General features: G+C 66.6%; 15 protein-coding genes and 2 tRNA genes. 9 read left to right on the top strand and 8 right to left on the bottom strand.

Annotation, left to right across the window (positions count from 1 at the left end):
- Positions 1-34 precede the first annotated feature (34 nt).
- The 6 genes from gyrA (at position 35) to AB0876_RS07645 (ending at position 5,629) form a co-directional block, all read left to right on the top strand.
- Positions 35-2,539 (top strand): DNA gyrase subunit A, encoded by a 2,505-nt coding sequence (gene gyrA, locus AB0876_RS07670; RefSeq protein WP_491839993.1) that lies wholly within the window; start codon positions 35-37, stop codon positions 2,537-2,539.
- A 52-nt stretch (positions 2,540-2,591) separates the two neighbouring features.
- The gene (locus AB0876_RS07665) at positions 2,592-3,494 is read left to right on the top strand and encodes a DUF3566 domain-containing protein (RefSeq protein WP_526041652.1); all 903 of its coding nucleotides are present in this window, start codon (positions 2,592-2,594) and stop codon (positions 3,492-3,494) included.
- Between the two features lie 56 nt (positions 3,495-3,550).
- Positions 3,551-3,624, top strand: a tRNA-Ile gene (locus AB0876_RS07660).
- Positions 3,625-3,777: 153 nt separating this feature from the next.
- Positions 3,778-3,850, top strand: a tRNA-Ala gene (locus tag AB0876_RS07655).
- Positions 3,851-4,002: 152 nt separating this feature from the next.
- Positions 4,003-4,872, top strand: a complete 870-nt coding sequence (locus tag AB0876_RS07650; RefSeq protein WP_526041651.1) for a hypothetical protein — start codon at positions 4,003-4,005, stop codon at positions 4,870-4,872.
- 115 nt (positions 4,873-4,987) lie between these two features.
- On the top strand, positions 4,988-5,629 hold the full coding sequence (locus AB0876_RS07645) for an Rv0361 family membrane protein (protein ID WP_526041650.1): 642 nt from the start codon (positions 4,988-4,990) through the stop codon (positions 5,627-5,629).
- A gap of 15 nt (positions 5,630-5,644) precedes the next feature.
- On the opposite strand, the gene cwsA is transcribed toward AB0876_RS07645, so the two are convergent.
- Positions 5,645-6,043: a cell wall synthesis protein CwsA gene (gene cwsA / locus AB0876_RS07640; RefSeq protein ID WP_491840001.1), complete on the bottom strand. Its 399-nt coding sequence runs from the start codon at positions 6,041-6,043 to the stop codon at positions 5,645-5,647.
- 153 nt (positions 6,044-6,196) lie between these two features.
- On the opposite strand from cwsA, the gene AB0876_RS07635 reads away from it, so the two are divergent.
- Positions 6,197-6,724: a peptidylprolyl isomerase gene (locus AB0876_RS07635; RefSeq protein WP_055119243.1), complete on the top strand. Its 528-nt coding sequence runs from the start codon at positions 6,197-6,199 to the stop codon at positions 6,722-6,724.
- An 86-nt stretch (positions 6,725-6,810) separates the two neighbouring features.
- On the opposite strand, the gene AB0876_RS07630 is transcribed toward AB0876_RS07635, so the two are convergent.
- Positions 6,811-7,227: a PH domain-containing protein gene (locus tag AB0876_RS07630; protein ID WP_491840002.1), complete on the bottom strand. Its 417-nt coding sequence runs from the start codon at positions 7,225-7,227 to the stop codon at positions 6,811-6,813.
- A gap of 155 nt (positions 7,228-7,382) precedes the next feature.
- On the bottom strand, positions 7,383-7,667 hold the full coding sequence (gene crgA, locus AB0876_RS07625; RefSeq protein WP_003883285.1) for a cell division protein CrgA: 285 nt from the start codon (positions 7,665-7,667) through the stop codon (positions 7,383-7,385).
- 94 nt (positions 7,668-7,761) lie between these two features.
- On the opposite strand from crgA, the gene AB0876_RS07620 reads away from it, so the two are divergent.
- The gene (locus tag AB0876_RS07620; RefSeq protein ID WP_055119247.1) at positions 7,762-8,511 is read left to right on the top strand and encodes a DUF881 domain-containing protein; all 750 of its coding nucleotides are present in this window, start codon (positions 7,762-7,764) and stop codon (positions 8,509-8,511) included.
- A 17-nt stretch (positions 8,512-8,528) separates the two neighbouring features.
- Positions 8,529-9,203, top strand: coding sequence for an aminodeoxychorismate/anthranilate synthase component II (locus AB0876_RS07615; protein ID WP_491840003.1), 675 nt, complete (start codon positions 8,529-8,531; stop codon positions 9,201-9,203).
- On the opposite strand, the gene pknB is transcribed toward AB0876_RS07615, so the two are convergent.
- The 5 genes from pknB to AB0876_RS07590 are packed head-to-tail and all read right to left on the bottom strand — an operon-like array spanning position 9,181 to position 16,750.
- Positions 9,181-11,052, bottom strand: a complete 1,872-nt coding sequence (gene pknB, locus AB0876_RS07610) for a Stk1 family PASTA domain-containing Ser/Thr kinase (protein ID WP_491840004.1) — start codon at positions 11,050-11,052, stop codon at positions 9,181-9,183. The two genes, AB0876_RS07615 and pknB, sit on opposite strands and share 23 nt — an antisense overlap.
- Entirely contained in the window at positions 11,049-12,311 is a 1,263-nt protein-coding gene (locus AB0876_RS07605; protein ID WP_491840005.1) for a protein kinase domain-containing protein, read from the bottom strand. The genes pknB and AB0876_RS07605 overlap by 4 nt, the downstream gene beginning before the upstream one ends.
- A gap of 31 nt (positions 12,312-12,342) precedes the next feature.
- Entirely contained in the window at positions 12,343-13,821 is a 1,479-nt protein-coding gene (gene pbpA / locus AB0876_RS07600; protein ID WP_491840006.1) for a D,D-transpeptidase PbpA, read from the bottom strand.
- Positions 13,818-15,233, bottom strand: a complete 1,416-nt coding sequence (gene rodA / locus AB0876_RS07595; protein WP_064885491.1) for a peptidoglycan glycosyltransferase RodA — start codon at positions 15,231-15,233, stop codon at positions 13,818-13,820. Before rodA ends, pbpA begins: the two co-directional genes overlap by 4 nt.
- Entirely contained in the window at positions 15,230-16,750 is a 1,521-nt protein-coding gene (locus AB0876_RS07590; protein ID WP_491840007.1) for a PP2C family protein-serine/threonine phosphatase, read from the bottom strand. The genes rodA and AB0876_RS07590 overlap by 4 nt, the downstream gene beginning before the upstream one ends.
- Positions 16,751-16,778 lie beyond the last annotated feature (28 nt).

Below are 16,778 nucleotides of genomic sequence, written 5' to 3'. Positions count from 1 at the left end.
ACATCCACCGGCTAGATAAACAACCGAGGATCACATGACTGACACCACCCTGCCGCCTGGCGACGGAGCCTCCGACCGCATCGAACCGGTCGACATCCAGCACGAGATGCAGCGCAGCTACATCGATTACGCCATGAGCGTCATCGTCGGCCGGGCGCTACCCGAGGTGCGTGACGGGCTCAAGCCGGTGCACCGCCGGGTGCTCTATGCGATGTACGACTCCGGTTTCCGCCCGGACCGCAGCCACGCGAAGTCGGCACGTTCGGTGGCCGAGACGATGGGCAACTATCACCCCCACGGTGACTCCTCGATCTACGACACCCTGGTCCGGATGGCCCAGCCGTGGTCACTGCGTTACCCACTGGTCGACGGCCAGGGCAACTTCGGTTCGCCGGGTAACGACCCCGCGGCGGCCATGAGATATACCGAAGCCCGGCTGACTCCGCTGGCAATGGAAATGTTGCGTGAAATCGACGAGGAGACAGTCGAATTCATCCCCAACTACGACGGCCGGGTGCAGGAACCCACGGTGTTGCCGAGCCGGTTCCCCAACCTGCTGGCCAACGGTTCGGGCGGTATCGCCGTCGGCATGGCCACCAACATCCCGCCGCACAACCTGCGCGAGTTGGCCGAGGCGGTGTACTGGTGCCTGGAGAACCACGAGGCCGATGAAGAGGCCACGCTGGCCGCGGTCTGCGAGCGGGTCAAGGGCCCCGATTTCCCCACCCACGGCCTGATCGTCGGATCACAGGGCATCCACGACGCCTACACCACCGGTCGCGGTTCCATCCGGATGCGCGGCGTGGTCGAGATCGAAGAGGACAGCCGGGGCCGTACCGGCATCGTCATCACCGAACTGCCGTACCAGGTCAACCACGACAATTTCATCACCTCGATCGCCGAGCAGGTGCGCGACGGCAAGCTGGCCGGCATCTCCAACATCGAGGACCAGTCCAGCGACCGCGTCGGTCTGCGAATTGTGGTGGAGCTCAAGCGCGATGCCGTCGCCAAGGTCGTGCTGAACAACCTCTACAAGCACACCCAGCTGCAGACCAGCTTCGGCGCCAACATGCTGTCGATCGTCGACGGGGTGCCGCGCACGCTGCGGCTCGACCAGATGATCCGCCATTACGTCGCACACCAACTCGATGTCATCGTGCGGCGCACCCGCTACCGGTTGCGCAAGGCCAATGAGCGGGCCCACATCCTGCGCGGCTTGGTGAAGGCGCTCGACGCGCTCGACGAGGTGATCGCCTTGATCCGGGCGTCGCAGACGGTCGAGATCGCCCGGGCCGGCCTGATCGAGCTGCTCGATATCGACGAAATCCAGGCCCAGGCCATCCTGGACATGCAGCTGCGCCGGCTGGCCGCCCTCGAGCGGCAGAAGATCGTCGACGATCTGGCCAAGATCGAAGCCGAGATCGCCGATCTCGAGGACATTCTGGCCAAACCGGAACGACAGCGCGCGATCGTCCGTGACGAGCTCGCCGAGATCGCGGAGAAGCACGGCGATGACCGTCGGACCCGCATCATGCCGGCCGACGGTGAGGTCAGCGACGAGGACCTGATCGCCCGCGAGGACGTGGTCGTCACGATCACCGAGACCGGGTATGCCAAGCGGACCAAGACCGACCTGTACCGCTCCCAGAAGCGCGGCGGCAAGGGTGTGCAGGGTGCGGGGCTCAAGGCCGACGACATCGTCAACCACTTCTTCGTCTGCTCCACCCACGACTGGATCCTGTTCTTCACCACGCAGGGCCGGGTGTACCGGGCCAAGGCTTACGAGCTGCCCGAGACCTCGCGCACCGCGCGTGGCCAGCACGTGGCGAACCTGCTGGCCTTCCAGCCGGAGGAGCGCATCGCCCAGGTCATCCAGATCAAGAGCTACGAAGATGCGCCGTACCTGGTGCTGGCCACCCGCAACGGTCTGGTGAAGAAGTCGAGGCTGGTCGACTTCGATTCGAACCGCTCCGGCGGCATCGTGGCGGTCAACCTGCGCGAAGGTGACGAACTGGTCGGCGCGGTGCTGTGCTCGGCCGACGACGACCTGCTGCTGGTGAGCGCCAACGGCCAGTCGATCCGGTTCTCTGCAACCGACGAGGCGCTGCGTCCGATGGGTCGCGCGACCTCCGGCGTGCAGGGTATGCGGTTCAACGAGGATGACCGGTTGCTGTCCCTCAATGTGGTCCAACCGGACACGTACCTGCTGGTCGCGACCGCTGGCGGCTACGCCAAGCGCACCGCGATCGACGAGTACACGGTTCAGGGCCGAGGCGGCAAGGGCATCCTGACGATCCAGTACGACCGCAAACGTGGCAGTCTGGTCGGAGCGCTGATCGTCGATGACGAGACGGAGCTGTACGCCATCACCTCCGGTGGCGGCGTCATCCGGACCGCCGCACGTCAGGTTCGCAAAGCTGGGCGTCAGACCAAGGGCGTTCGCTTGATGAACCTGGGCGAGGGCGACACACTGATTGCGATTGCGCGCAACGCCGAGGAGGACTCGGAAGCGGATGAGGCCGAGTCCGACGAAGAGTGACGCTGTCGCCGAGGCCCAACCCGGACCTCGGCCTGAGCTAAGGAGCTGTTAGGTGAGTTCACCGAACGAGCCGGGGTACCCGCGAACGGGCGACCGGTCCGGCAGCTCCAACGGCTCGGGTACCGGGGCCGCAGGGGCCGAGGCCACCCCGGCCGCCGGCAAGACGGCCGGGACGCAGGCCCGGCCCGCCGGCGGTCAGATCACCGAGACCGGGGAGGCACCGCCGTGGCAGCGGGGCACCGCCGCCCGCACCACCCCGCCGCAGGCAACCGAGCCGCGGGAGGAAAGCGCCCGTACTCCGGGCTCCCACTCCCCCGGCGTGGAAGCCCGGCTGCAGCGCTTCGTCGCCGGCACGGAGGCCAAGGACACCGAGCAGCAGGCCCGGCCTGCCCGTCCGGCGCCTCCTGCCCCGTCGGCGACCCGCACCGAGCAGGTGCGGCCCGAGGCCTATGCGAGCGAGATCCCCGACCTTTCCGGGCCCTCGCCGCGTACCCCGCAACGTAAGACCACCACTGAGGCGCCTGCCGCCCGCAGCTCGAGCAACAGCCCGACCACCCGGATCCAGGTCGCCAACCGCGGCTCGCATCAGGGTCCGGTCCGGGCCAGCATGCAGATCCGCCGGGTGGACCCGTGGACTGTGCTCAAGGTCTCACTGGTGTTGTCGGTGGTGCTGTTCTTCGTGTGGATGATCGCGGTGGCATTCCTGTACCTGGTGCTCGGCGCCATGGGTGTGTGGAGCAAGCTCAACAGCAATGTCGGCGACCTCCTCACCAGCGCCAGCGGTGCCTCAGGAGGCGAATTGGTCTCCAGCGGAACGATCTTCGGCGGGGCGGCGCTGGTCGGCCTGGTGAACATCGTGGTGCTGTGCGCGATGGCGACCATCGGTGCCTTCATCTACAACCTGACCACCGATCTGGTCGGCGGGGTCGAGGTCACGCTGGCCGACAGGGATTGATTTGGGACTCTGCACTCCGGTGCGGTAATCTCTGCGCTCGGTCGATCCCAATTTTCGGGCCTATAGCTCAGGCGGTTAGAGCGCTTCGCTGATAACGAAGAGGTCGGAGGTTCGAGTCCTCCTAGGCCCACGACACCCGGTGTAGCCGGTGATCACCGAGAGGTTGTGCCATGCGGTTCATGCTTCTGGCCGGCATCGCAGCCGCGGCGGTGATCGTATGGCGATCACGACACGGTGAAGAAGTTTGGCATGACTTGGCAGATGCGCCACCTCGGCCAAATGAGGGGCCTTAGCTCAGTTGGTAGAGCGCTGCCTTTGCAAGGCAGATGTCAGGAGTTCGAATCTCCTAGGCTCCACAATCAAGTTCGATCAAAGCGGTTCCGGTGACAGCCATCCGGGGCCGCTTTTCTGGTCTCCGACCACAGACCGGCCATAACCTGCGTGCTTGAATGTGGCTGGGAGTTTTCGGGCAGTCGGGGGGCAAGTGGTGGTCCGCAGGTTGGCGAGCATGTTGCTCGCGCTGGTGCTCGCAGGTGGGCTGATGTGGGCGTCCGTCATCGCCGGACCCGTCCTGTCTGTGGCTCGCGCCGACGCCCTTCATCAGGTGTGCCCCGATCCCGCTGCCCAACTCGATTCGTGGCTGCAGCGGGCGAACGATCACAACAGCCGGACCGGCTCCGTCAATGCATACGACCACGCCGCTGTCGAGGTGTTCAACGCGGAGAAGGCACAGCTCGAGGCCGATCGCAGCGCGCTGATGCCGCGTATCGACGCGTGCGATGCCGCAGTCGAGGTACTCACGCCCAAGGACCCGTCAGGCCTGCAGCTGGCCACGGCCTCGGCCGCCCAACGGCTCGCGGTCGACAACGCCAGGAAAGGGATCCCCGCGGGCTATCAGCCGCAGTCCGTCCGCAAGGGAGACCGGGAAACCGTCCCCAAGGGCGCGCCCGAGCGGCCACTGTACGAAGCGCTGCGCGGAGACAACCCGAGGAGCGTGCCGAAAGACGTCCGCCTCGCCGGTGCAGCCGCGCCGCCGGCAGGAGCCCCCGACCCGGTCTACCCGGGGCAGAAGATCGGAGAGACACCGGCCGGCAACGCGAAAGTCACGCCCGACCACATCGTTCCGCTGGCGGAGCTGATCAAGCTTCCGGGTTTCCTGAAGTTGACTTCAGATCAGATGTTTCTGCTGTCGCAGGCACCGCTGAACTACCGGTGGATGTCGTGGACCGCGAACACCGCCGAGAATTCGGGCAGCGCCGCACGCATGCTGCCCGAGCCCGACCGGAACTGGGCGGGAAAACAGATGCAGCTACAGAACGAGACCCGAAACCAGCTGCGGGACATCATCAACAACCTCGTCACGGCCAACGGAGAGTGAGTCGGGTGGAGATCGACTCCGATCAGGTGGCCGCCGAATTGACCTCGAAGGGCAAAGCGGAGTTGATCATGCCGCAGCGGTACCGACGGATCGAGTCAACCCGGTTGGATGTGTGATGACAGGACCGACGTCACCGTTTGGTGGTGACCCGAACCATCCAGGCGCGCCGGACTGGGGGACGCCGCAACAGCCCTATCCGCCAACGGATTACGGGCAGCCACCGAGCTATCCCCCATCGGGATACCCGGTGCTGGGCAACGTTCCGCCGGTCTACGGGTTTCCGCAGTCGGGATTTCCGCAACCCTGGCAGGGAAATCAGCAGCAGCCCGATGAGAGTCGGGGAAAGTCGAAGTTGTTGATCGCGTTGGCGATCGCCGTGCCGGTGCTACTGATCGCGTGTGGTGTCGGCGGTTGGATGTGGTTCTCGTCGAGTCGGGAAAAGGGGGCGATCAAGGACGTCGCTTCCCAATTCGCGGACGCGATAGATACCCAGGATCAGGACAAGATGCTGGCGACGCTCTGTCAGGAAGAGCATGACCTGGTCACCGACGGTGACGGCTTCGATCCTGCGGACTCTGGCCCGGGGGCGAAGGACAACGGCCAGCCGTTCGAAGTCACCGATGTCACGGTGAAAGACGATGTGGCGCAGGTCCAATTCCTGCGACCGAACTCCGACCACTCCGGTTCGCTGTACCTACGCAAGGAATCGGGAGCGTGGAAGGTGTGCGACCCGGCCGAGGCGCAATTCAACGAATAGCCGGGCGCAGCGGCGTCAGGGCTTCGGATTGACCTCGACGCTGGGCGGCAGCGCAGAGGGCTCGGGTCGGGTGGACCGCCGCACGATCGAGAACGTCACGGCCCCACCGGCGAGGACTGCCGCGGCGACCCCGGCGAGTACCAACCGGCGGCGACGTCGTTTGGGCTCGGGCGCTGCCGCTGCCTCTTGAAGTACCTCGGGCAGCGCGGCCACCGCTCCCGCGGCGGCGGCGAGTTGACGGCGCAGCTTGCCCGAGTCGTAGCGCTTACGCAGCCCGGCGGCGACGGCGGACACGGTGTTCGCGCTCAGACCCACCACGCCGCGGGTGACATCGACCGGACCGACAGTGCTGTATTTCAAGCCGCGGGCTAGGCGCTGACGGGGGGCCAACCGGGTATCGACGTTCGCGGTCATCTGGCACCTTTCTGGGCACTGGCGGGACACTGGCGACGGACCGGGGTGGGCCATCTGTCGGCTGAGATCCAGACTGCCATCTCTGCGGGAGTCTGGGGCGCTTGGTGGGGTATCTGACCCTCGCCGCGAACCGGGATGGCAGACTGAGTAGCCGTGACGAGCCCCATTCAGACCGCGACGGCGACACTGCACACCAACCGCGGCGACATCAAGATCGCACTGTTCGGAAACCACGCTCCCAAGACCGTGGCCAACTTCGTCGGCTTGGCGCAGGGCACCAAGGACTACACCACCGAGAACGCCTCGGGCGGCACCTCCGGTCCGTTCTACGACGGCGTCATCTTCCACCGGGTGATCGACGGCTTCATGATCCAGGGCGGCGACCCGACCGGCACCGGCCGTGGCGACGCCGGCTACAAGTTCGCCGACGAGTTCCACCCTGAGCTCCAGTTCGACAAGCCCTACCTGCTGGCCATGGCCAACGCCGGCCCGGGCACCAACGGCTCACAGTTCTTCATCACGGTCGGCAAGACGCCGCACCTGAACCGGCGCCACACCATCTTCGGTGAGGTCGTCGACCCCGAGTCGCAGAAGGTGGTCGACGCGATCGCCTCCACCCCGACCGATCGCTCCGACCGCCCGACCGATCCGGTCGTCGTGGAATCGATCACCGTGTCATAACGGGTCCTCCCCCGCACATACCAATGCGCGACGCCCCCGGGTCTCGGGGGCGTCGCGTGTTGTGTGGGGTGCTTCCTTTACCGGGCCTACCCGGTCGAGAAACCGGCCTGGGTGAGCGTGTCGAGGACGTCGAGGGGGTCTGTTCCCAGATCCCACCGCGTGAGGACTTCCAGCCGGTCATCGATCGTGTCGATCTCGAGCAGGCGGACCTTGCGAGCGATGCGGCGGAACTCGGTGATGCGGATCTTCCGGATCTCATCGCGGCGATATGTCCGGGTCCGCAGCCAACTGGCGACGATGAGACTGTCTTGGTTGATTGCCAGTTTCGGCCGGGCCCGCCACGACAATGTTGCGAACGTGAGCAATCCCACCCCAGCTATGCCGGCAAGAACACGTCCAGGCGGGTCTGTGATCACGGTCACAGCTGCGATAGCCATCGCTAGTCCGGCTATGGCGCAACCTGCGACTCCAGCGGCCGGTGGGCTCCAATGAGTTTGCTGCACGGGTTCTTCACACCCTCTTACCGCGACTAATGGAGTTATCCACAGGTGCTATCCCCAATGGGGATGAATCACAACGATGTGATTGAGCATCGCCGGCGTTGCTGAGCTGGAAACGCTGAAAACGTAAGATGAATTCATTATCGTCCGCTCTCCGATCAGCGCCAGCGCATCGTGAGCAACAGCCCGGTGATCATGAAGGCAAAGGCGACCGCGTAGTTCCACGGACCCATATCGGCCATCCACTGAAGGAAGGACGGGGTGTCCACCGGGTTGGTCGCGGCGAGCTGGAAAACCAGCAGCCACAACAGGCCGAACAGCATGAGACCGATGAACAGCGCGACGAACCACACACTCGACGGTCCGGCTTTCACCTTGACCGGAGTCCGGCTCACCTGCTTGATGGTGAAATCGTTCTTCTTACGGACTTTGGACTTGGGCATGGGTACCTTCGCGGACAGTCGGCGTCACACGGTGCGACGATGAGGCAGGATGCCTCACGAGCCTAACGTAGCTGCACGTCCAGGAGAGACTGCGATGGACCAACCGGATCGTTCACCCTGGCGCTTCGGCGTCCCGGTGGTCTGCCTGGCCGCCGGCTTGCTGCTGGCCGCCACCCACGGGGTCTCCGGCGGTGACGAGATTCGCCGCAGCGACGCTCCCCGACTCGTCGACCTGGTCCGCGAAGCCCAACAGTCCGTCGACCGGCTGACGGCCCAGCGCGATTCGCTGGCCACCGAGATCGACAGCCATCACGGCGGATCACCCGGCTCGCACGCGGCGCTCGAGGCCATCACCCGACGTTCGGCCCAGTTGGCCGTCGACGCAGGCACTGTGCCCATGCGTGGGCCGGGCCTGGTGGTCACGCTCAACGATGCCCAACGCGACGCCCAGGGCCGATTCCCGCGCGACGCTTCCCCGGATGACCTAGTGGTGCATCAACAGGACATCCAGGCCGTCCTGAACGCACTCTGGAGTGCGGGTGCCGAGGGCATCCAGATGCAGGACCAACGCATCATCGCCACCTCGGCGCCCCGCTGCGTCGGCAACACCCTGCTGCTCAACGGCCGTACCTACAGCCCGCCCTACGTGATCACCGCGATCGGCGACGCCCCGGCCATGCAGGCCGCCCTCGCGGCCGCCCCACTGGTCACCCTGTACAAGCAGTACGTGGTGCGCTTCGGTTTGGGCTATGTCGAGGAGCCTCGGGCCGAGGTAGAGCTGACCGGGCACACCGAGCCGGTGCGGATGCGCTACGCGAAACCCGCGGGCCCTGTCGGTTACTGAGCCGGTAACCTGGGCCGATGCAGGTTCTGGTCGTCGACAACTATGACAGCTTCGTGTTCAACCTGGTCCAGTATCTGGGTCAGCTCGGGGTCGACGCGCAGGTCTGGCGCAATGACGATCAGCGGCTGGCCACCGACGCCGACCTCGCCAAGGTGGCGGCCGACTTCGACGGCGTCCTGCTCAGCCCCGGCCCCGGCACCCCCGAGCGGGCCGGCGCCACGATCCCGCTGGTACACGCGTGCGCCGCGGCAGGTACTCCCCTACTCGGTGTCTGCCTGGGTCATCAGGCCATCGGGGTTGCCTTCGGCGGCACCGTCGACCGCGCACCCGAACTGCTGCACGGCAAGACCAGCGTGGTGCACCACTCCGATGCGGGGGTGCTCAAGGGCCTTCCCGACCCGTTCACCGCGACCCGCTATCACTCGTTGACGATCCTGCCCGAGACCGTGCCGGATGTGCTCGAGGTGATCGGGCAGACCGACAGCGGAGTGATCATGGCGGTGCGGCACACCGAACTCCCCATCCACGGCGTGCAGTTCCACCCGGAGTCGATCCTGACCCAGGGCGGACACCGCATGCTGGCCAACTGGCTCGGCGTCTGCGGTGCCGCCCCGGAGGAACGTCTGGTGGCCGCGCTCGAGGCCGAGGTGGCCAGCGCCGTAGCGGCGGCTACGACGCGAAGCTCAGCGTGATGTTCGCCCCGCGATTCACCCCGGTCCCGGCCGGCGGACTCTGGGTGACCACGGCGTTGGTGCGCTGACCGCTGTCGCGTACGTCAGGCCCCTTGTCCAGGTTGCCGGTCCAACCCAGCGCGCTCAGACGCTGGTAGGCGTCATCCCAGAACTGTCCGACCAGGTTGGGCATGACGAACTGGTTGCCCTTGGATACGTGGATCTGGATCGGGGTGTCCTTGGGAACCGACGTACCGGAGGTGGGCTCGGTATCCACCACCTGCCCCGAGGGCGCGGTGTTGTCGATGTCGATGACCACCGTGTTGGTGAACCCCGACGCGGTCAGAATCTGCTTGCACACGTCGGCGCTCTGACCCTTGCAGTCGGGAACCGCGGTGTCTTCCGGGCCCGAACCCACCACGAGCGTGATCTCGTAGATGATGCCCGCGGTCTGATTGGCCGGCGGGTTCGTCGCCAGCACGCGGCCCTTCTGCTCGGGCGTCGACGGGCTCGCCGACTCCTTGACCTTCTCGAAGCCGGCGTCCTTGAGCTTCTGCCGGGCCTGGCTCGGGGACAGACCGGCGACGTCGGGGACCACCCGCTGCTCGGGCCCGCGAGAGACGTTGACGGTGATCTCATCGCCGGCGGCCGCCATGCTGTTGGCCGACGGGTCGGTGCCGATCACGTACTCCGGCGGAACCTTGTTGTCTTCCTTGCCCTCGGTGCGCGTCTTGAAGCCGCGGTTCTGCAGCGTGGCAATGGCATCCGCCGAACGCTGGCCACTCACGTCGGGCACCTGCACGTCGCGTGGCTTGCCGTCGAACATGTTGATCGCGACCGTCACCACGACGGTCAGCACCGCCAGTACCGCGACGGCGATCAGCCAACGGGCCAGCGAGGCGTTGCGGTCGGCGGGACGAGGCACCACCAGGTTCTGGGTGGGTGCACCGCCGCCCTGGGTGAGCATCGGCCCGGAGTTCATCATCGACGTCCGCTCGGACTCGGTGAGCACCTTGGGTGCCTCGGGGGCCTCGCCGCTGTGTACGCGGATCAGATCCGTGCGCATGTCGGCCGCGGTCTGATAGCGATTGTCCGGATTCTTCGCCAGGGCTTTGAGCACGACGGCGTCGAGTTCGGGAGAGATGCCCGTGTGCCGGCTCGACGGCGGGACCGGATCCTCCCGGACATGCTGATAGGCCACCGCCACCGGGGAGTCACCGATGAAAGGTGGTTCGCCCGTGAGGATTTCGTAGAGCACGCAGCCCAGTGAGTACACGTCGGAACGAGCGTCGACGGTTTCCCCGCGGGCCTGCTCGGGCGACAGGTACTGCGCGGTGCCGATCACCGCAGCCGTCTGCGTGACGCTGTTGCCGGTATCGGCCAGGGCCCGCGCGATACCGAAGTCCATCACCTTCACAGCATTGGCCTTGCTGATCATGATGTTGGCCGGCTTGACGTCGCGGTGCACGATGCCGTGCTGGTGGCTGAAGTTCAGCGCCTGGCAGGCGTCGGCGATGATCTCGATCGCGCGCTTCGGCGGGATCGGACCCTCGGTGTGCACGATGTCGCGCAGCGTGACACCGTCGACGTACTCCATGACGATGTAGGGCAGCGGCCCATTGGGCGTCTCGGCCTCGCCCGTGTCGTACACCGCCACGATGGCGGGATGGTTCAGCGCGGCCGCGTTCTGCGCTTCCCGGCGGAAACGTAGGTAGAAGCTGGGATCGCGGGCCAGATCGGCGCGCAGGACCTTGACCGCGACATCGCGGTGCAACCGCGTATCGCGTGCGATGTGAACTTCGGACATGCCGCCGAAGCCGAGGATTTCACCGAGTTCATATCGGTCAGAGAGATGCTGAGGCGTCGTCATTGCAGTATCTGTTCTGGTGCTTTCGGGACAACCTGAACGGCGGCTCCCCTGGGCACGATCGCGTGGAATGCCAGGTCCGGCAACGCTGCCGGCGTTTGGTAGGGCGTCGTCTGGGTCACCGTGTCGGTGACGGTGGGCGGGGGTTGATCCTTGCGGTCCTGAGCATTGAGGACGATCAGGATGGCAATCACGATTGCCAGCGCGCCGAGTACCCCGGCGGCCCACAGCAGGGCACGTTGACCCGACGAGAACGTACGTCGCGGGGCGGGCGCGGGCCGGTGTGCGGCCGTGGTCGGCCTGGCTCGCGTAGCGGTCACCGGGGTGCGGCCGCTGAGGTCCGCTGCGGCGCGAGCCTGCGCGGCCGACGGAACCGCCGCCGGGGCGGCCCGACCGAGCGTCGGAGCCTGGTTGGGACGCGGGGGACGACGACCGGAGCGCACCGCGGCGACCGCGTCGGCGAAGGGTCCACCCGACTTGTAACGCATCCCCGGGTTCTTCACCAGGGTGATCTCGATCAGCTCGCGCACGTTGGGCGGCAGATCGGCGGGCAGCGGCGGTGGGGTCTCCTTGATGTGCTTCATCGCGACCGTCAGCGCACCGTCGCCGGTGAACGGCCGCTTGCCGGAAACAGATTCGTAGCCGACGACTCCCAGCGAGTACACGTCGCTGGCCGCGGTGGCGTCATGGCCAAGGGCCTGTTCGGGCGCGATGTACTGGGCGGTGCCCATCACCATGCCGGTCTGGGTGACCGGGGCGGCGTCGACCGCCTTGGCGATACCGAAGTCGGTCAGCTTCACCTGACCGGTCGGGGTGATCAGGATGTTGCCGGGCTTGACGTCGCGGTGCACCAGGCCCGCGGTGTGGGCCACCTGCAGGGCGCGGCCCGTCTGCTCGAGCATGTCCAGGGCGTGGCGCAGCGACAACCGGCCGGTGCGCTTGATCACCGAGTTCAACGGCTCGCCGTTGATCAGCTCCATCACCAGGTACGCCGTGCGGCCCTCGCCGTCGAGCTCGGTCTCGCCGTAGTCGTACACGCTGGCGATGCCGGGGTGGTTGAGCATGGCCACCGTGCGAGCCTCAGCCCGGAAGCGCTCGACGAACTCGGCATCGGTCGAAAACTCGGCCTTGAGTACCTTGACCGCGACGCGCCGGCCCAACCGGGAGTCGACAGCCTCCCAGACCTGACCCATGCCGCCCGTGGCGATCAGCCGCTGCAGCCGGTAACGCCCGGACAGCGTGACTCCAACGCGCGGGCTCATGGCTCGCCTCCTACGAGTCGCCTTCGCGGACTCATGAACCCTCCCGCAGTGCCGCCGAAATGGTGGCACGTCCGATCGGGGCGGCGAGTGCGCCGCCGGTGGCCGACAACCGGTCCCCGCCGTCCTCGATCAACACCGAGACCGCGACCTTGGGGTCGCTGGCCGGTGCGAATGCGATGTACCAGGCATGCGGCGGAGTGTTACGGGGGTCGGTCCCGTGCTCTGCCGTACCGGTCTTAGAAGCGATCTGCACGCCGGCGATGGCTCCCTTCTGCTGAGTCACCTGCTCGGCGGCGACCATCAAGTCCGTAAGTGTAGCTGCGACCTGGGGTGACACCGCCCGGCGCTCTTGGGCGGGGGCGGTGGTGGCGATCGTGGCCAGGTCGGGTCCTTTTAGGCTATCCACAAGATACGGGCGCATCGCGATCCCGTCATTGGCAATGGTGGCGGCCACCTGCGCATTCTGCAGGGGTGTCAAAGCGACATCCCGTTGCCCGATGCTGGACATACCCAGTGCCGCCGCGTCCGAAATCGGGCCGGTGGTGGATTCGGCCACCTGTAGCGGGATGGTGGGCGGCGCTTCGTCGAGTCCGAACGCCTGGGCGGTGGACTTGAGTTTGTCGGCACCCGTATTGAGGCCCAGCTGAACGAAAGCGGTGTTGCACGATCTGGCGAACGCCTCGCGCAGCGTCGCGGTGGGACCGGGGCCGCATGAGGACCCGGCGAAGTTCTCCAGCGTCGCGGTGCTGTCGGGCAGCGGGATCCGCGGCGCCGCGGTCAGCTGGGTGTCCGGGGTGGCGCCGGACTGAAGGGCCGCGGCGGTGGTGATCACCTTGAACGTCGAGCCCGGCGGGTAGGTCTCCGAGATGGCGCGGTTGAGAAGTGGGGACTGCTCGTTGTCGCGCAACTGCTGCCAGGCCTGGCTCTGGGCGCCCAGATCGTGTGTGGCGAGCTGGTTGGGGTCGTACGAGGGAGACGACGCCATGGCAAGGATCTTGCCCGTCGAGGGCTCCAGGGCCACCACAGAGCCCTTGCAGGGGCCGTCGTTGCAGCCGTGCTGCAGCGCATCCCAGGCGGCCTGCTGCACCTGCGGGTTGATGGTGGTGTCGACGTTGCCACCGCGCGGGTCGCGGCCGGTGAAGAAATCCGCCAGCCGGCGGCCGAAGAGGCGCTCGTCGGAGCCGTTCAGGATGGTGTCTTCGGCCCGCTCCAGCCCGGTACTGGAATAGCCCAGCGAGTAGAACCCGGTGATCGGGGCGTACACCTCGGGGTTGGGGTAGACCCGCAGGAAGCGGAACCGGCCGTCAGTGGCCTTCGAATAGGCCAGCAGCTGGCCGCCTGCGGTGATCTGGCCCCGCTGGCGCGAATACTCGTCGAGCAGTACCCGCTGGTTGCGCGGGTCCGCGCGTAGCCCGTCGGCGGTGAAGACCTGGGTGATCGTGGCGTTCGCCAACAGCAGCACGATCAGCACCATGATCGTGACTGCCACCCGGCGCAGGGAGGTGTTCATACCTTCTCGATCACCTCGGTGCTGGCCGCTGCGATCGGGGTGGGGTTGGGCGCCGGTGTGGTGGTGATCGGCCGGCGCGCGGAGTGCGAGATGCGCACCAGGATGGCCAGCAGGATGTAGTTGGCCAGCAGCGATGATCCCCCGTAGGACATCCACGGGGTGGTCAGCCCGGTCAGGGGAATCAGCTTGGTGACACCTCCGACGACGATGAACAGCTGGATGGCCAGGGTGGCGGACAGGCCGGCGGCGAGCAGCTTGCCGAAGCTGTCACGCACCGCGATCGCGGTGCGCATGCCGCGGATGATGAAGATCGTGTAGAGCATGAGAACGCCTGCGAGCCCGACCAATCCGAGCTCCTCGCCGATCGCGGCGATGATGAAGTCGGTGGCTGCGGCGGGCACCGTGCCGGGTTGTCCGTTGCCCAGACCGGTGCCGAAGATGCCGCCGGTGGCGAAGCTGAACAGGGACTGCACCATCTGATAGCCGGCGCCATCGGGATCGGCGAACGGGTCGAGCCAGGTCTCGACCCGCACTCGGACATGGCCGAAAACCTGGTATGCCACAACGCTTCCCGCGGCGAAGAGGGTCAGCCCGATCACCACCCAGCTGAGCCGCTCGGTAGCCACGTAGACGAGTACGAGGAACGAGGCATACAGCAGAAGGGAAGTGCCCAAGTCTTTTTCGAAGACCATCACGCCCACCGAGGCAGCCCAGGCCAGCAGCAGGGGAGCCAGGTCACGGGGGCGCGGCAGATCGAGTCCGAAGAAGTGTTTCCCCGCACTGGTGAACAGATCGCGCTTGGCCACCAGCACCGCGGCGAAAAAGATCAGCAGCAGGATCTTGGAGAATTCGGCGGGCTGAATCGAGAAGCCGGGGAACTGGATCCAGATCTTCGCGCCGTACTGCTCGGAGTATCTCGTCGGCAGCAATGCCGGAATCACAAGCAGCACAAGGCCGGTCAGCGCACAGATGTACCCGTACCGGGCCAGCATGCGGTGGTCGGTCAGCAACGCCACCACGACGGAGAAGCCGATCACGCCGATCAGCAGCCACGTCATCTGCTGGCTGGCGGTGCCACCGAGCCCATCCGTTGCGGTTTCACCCTTGGCGAGATCCAGCCGGTGGATCATCACCAGGCCCAGCCCGTTGAGCAGCGCCACGACCGGCAGCAGCAGCGGGTCGGCATACGGCGCGAACCGCCGGATGGCCAGGTGGGCGACGCCCATCAGGGCGATGAAGGTGACGACGTAGCCCACCAGGTCCCAGCTCAGACCCTGCTCCTGGTTGGCCTCGACGATCAGCAGCGCGATGGTGGTGATGAAGGCCGCGAACCCCAGAAGCAGAAGTTCCGCGTTGCGCCGATTGGGTAGCGGCGGCATGACGGTAACCGGCGACTGGGGTTGAGTCGTCATGACACGGCTCGGCAGTTCTTCCCCGGTTCTTGTGATGGGGGCGGCAATGCGGTGACGGTCGGGGACGGTGTCGGTAGCACCGGGGCCGGCACAACGGCGGTCCCTGGCGCCGAGGATTCAGGCGCAGGTGTCTCGGGTGCCGGCGTCTCGGCGCCAGGTGCCGGAGTCGGTGTCGGCGCGGCACCCGGAGTGGGTGACGGCGACGGACTGGGCGGCGGGGCGGGCTTCGACGTCGTCGGCGCGGTGCGCGGTGTACACACCGGCAGGACGGAGCCGTGGGCCAGGTCGTTGATCTGCTTGATGGCCTCGTCTTGCGTGCCGCCGGGCAGGCCGGCCGACACCGAGGTGCGCTCGGACTGACGCAGGTCGTCGACCGCCATCAACCGGCAGTCGAGCCGGCTCCGGTCCTCGTCAACGCCGATCAGCGACAGTTCGTTGCGGGCGTTCAAGCAGCCCAGGCGGTACGGCTCCTGCAGGGAGATGCCCAGAAACGAGCCCTGCACCCCGCGCATGATCGACACCGTGCCGTCGTGTTCGGCGACGTAGTAGTTATTGCGGATGATCTGCCGTCCGACGGCCAGCCCGCAGATGAGCACCAGCACCAGCAGTACGGCCGCGATCAGGATCCGGCGCCGTGACCGTGGCTTGCGGTCCGGCTCGGCCGGCTGGGGGACCACGCGCTTGGGCTCGTTGCGGCGCGGGTTGAACGCAGAAGCCCGTCCGGCAGCCGTGTCGGGCGGCGCGCTCTGGTCGTCGTCCCCGGACACCGCGCCGGCCAGAATCGGCTGGGTCTGCCCGTAGTCGTAGTCGACGACGTCGGCGACCACCACCGTCACGTTGTCCGGTCCGCCGCCGCGCAGCGCCAACTCGATCAACCGGTCGGCGCTCTCGGCGACGTCCTCGATCTGGAGGGCCTCGTGGATGGTCTCGTGGCTGACCGGATCAGACAGACCGTCCGAGCAGAGCAGGTAGCGATCGCCTGCCTTGGCCTCGCGCATGATCAGGGTCGGCTCGACCTCGTGGCCGGTCAGTGCCCGCATGATCAGCGAGCGCTGCGGATGGCTGTGGGCCTCCTCGGCGGTGATCCGGCCTTCGTCGACCAGGGTCTGGACGAAGGTGTCGTCCTTGGTGATCTGGGTGAGCTCGCCATCGCGGAGCAGGTATCCCCGGGAATCGCCGATGTGGAGCAGCCCGAGCCGGTTGCCCGCGAACAGGATCGCGGTGAGTGTCGTGCCCATACCCTCGAGTTCAGGGTCGGCCTCGACGTGTGCCGCGATCGCGGCATTGCCCTGGGCGACGGCCGTGTTGAGCTTGCCCAGCAGGTCGCCGCCGGGTTCGTCGTCGTCGAGGTGGGCGAGTGCCGCGATGACCAGTTGTGAGGCCACTTCACCTGCGGCGTGGCCGCCCATGCCGTCGGCCAGTGCCAGCAACCGCGCCCCGGCGTACACCGAGTCTTCGTTGTTGGCGCGAACCAGCCCGCGATCACTGCGCGCGGCATATCGGAGTACGAGGGTCATGTTGTTTCTCGTGCTCCTCGCATGCGCA

The sequence above is a fragment of the Mycobacterium sp. NPDC049093 genome (assembly GCF_040704635.1).
Taxonomy (GTDB): Bacteria; Actinomycetota; Actinomycetes; order Mycobacteriales; family Mycobacteriaceae; genus Mycobacterium.
The sequence above is the reverse complement of the archived record's forward strand: the minus strand, read 5'-3'. Positions and strand labels throughout refer to the sequence as shown.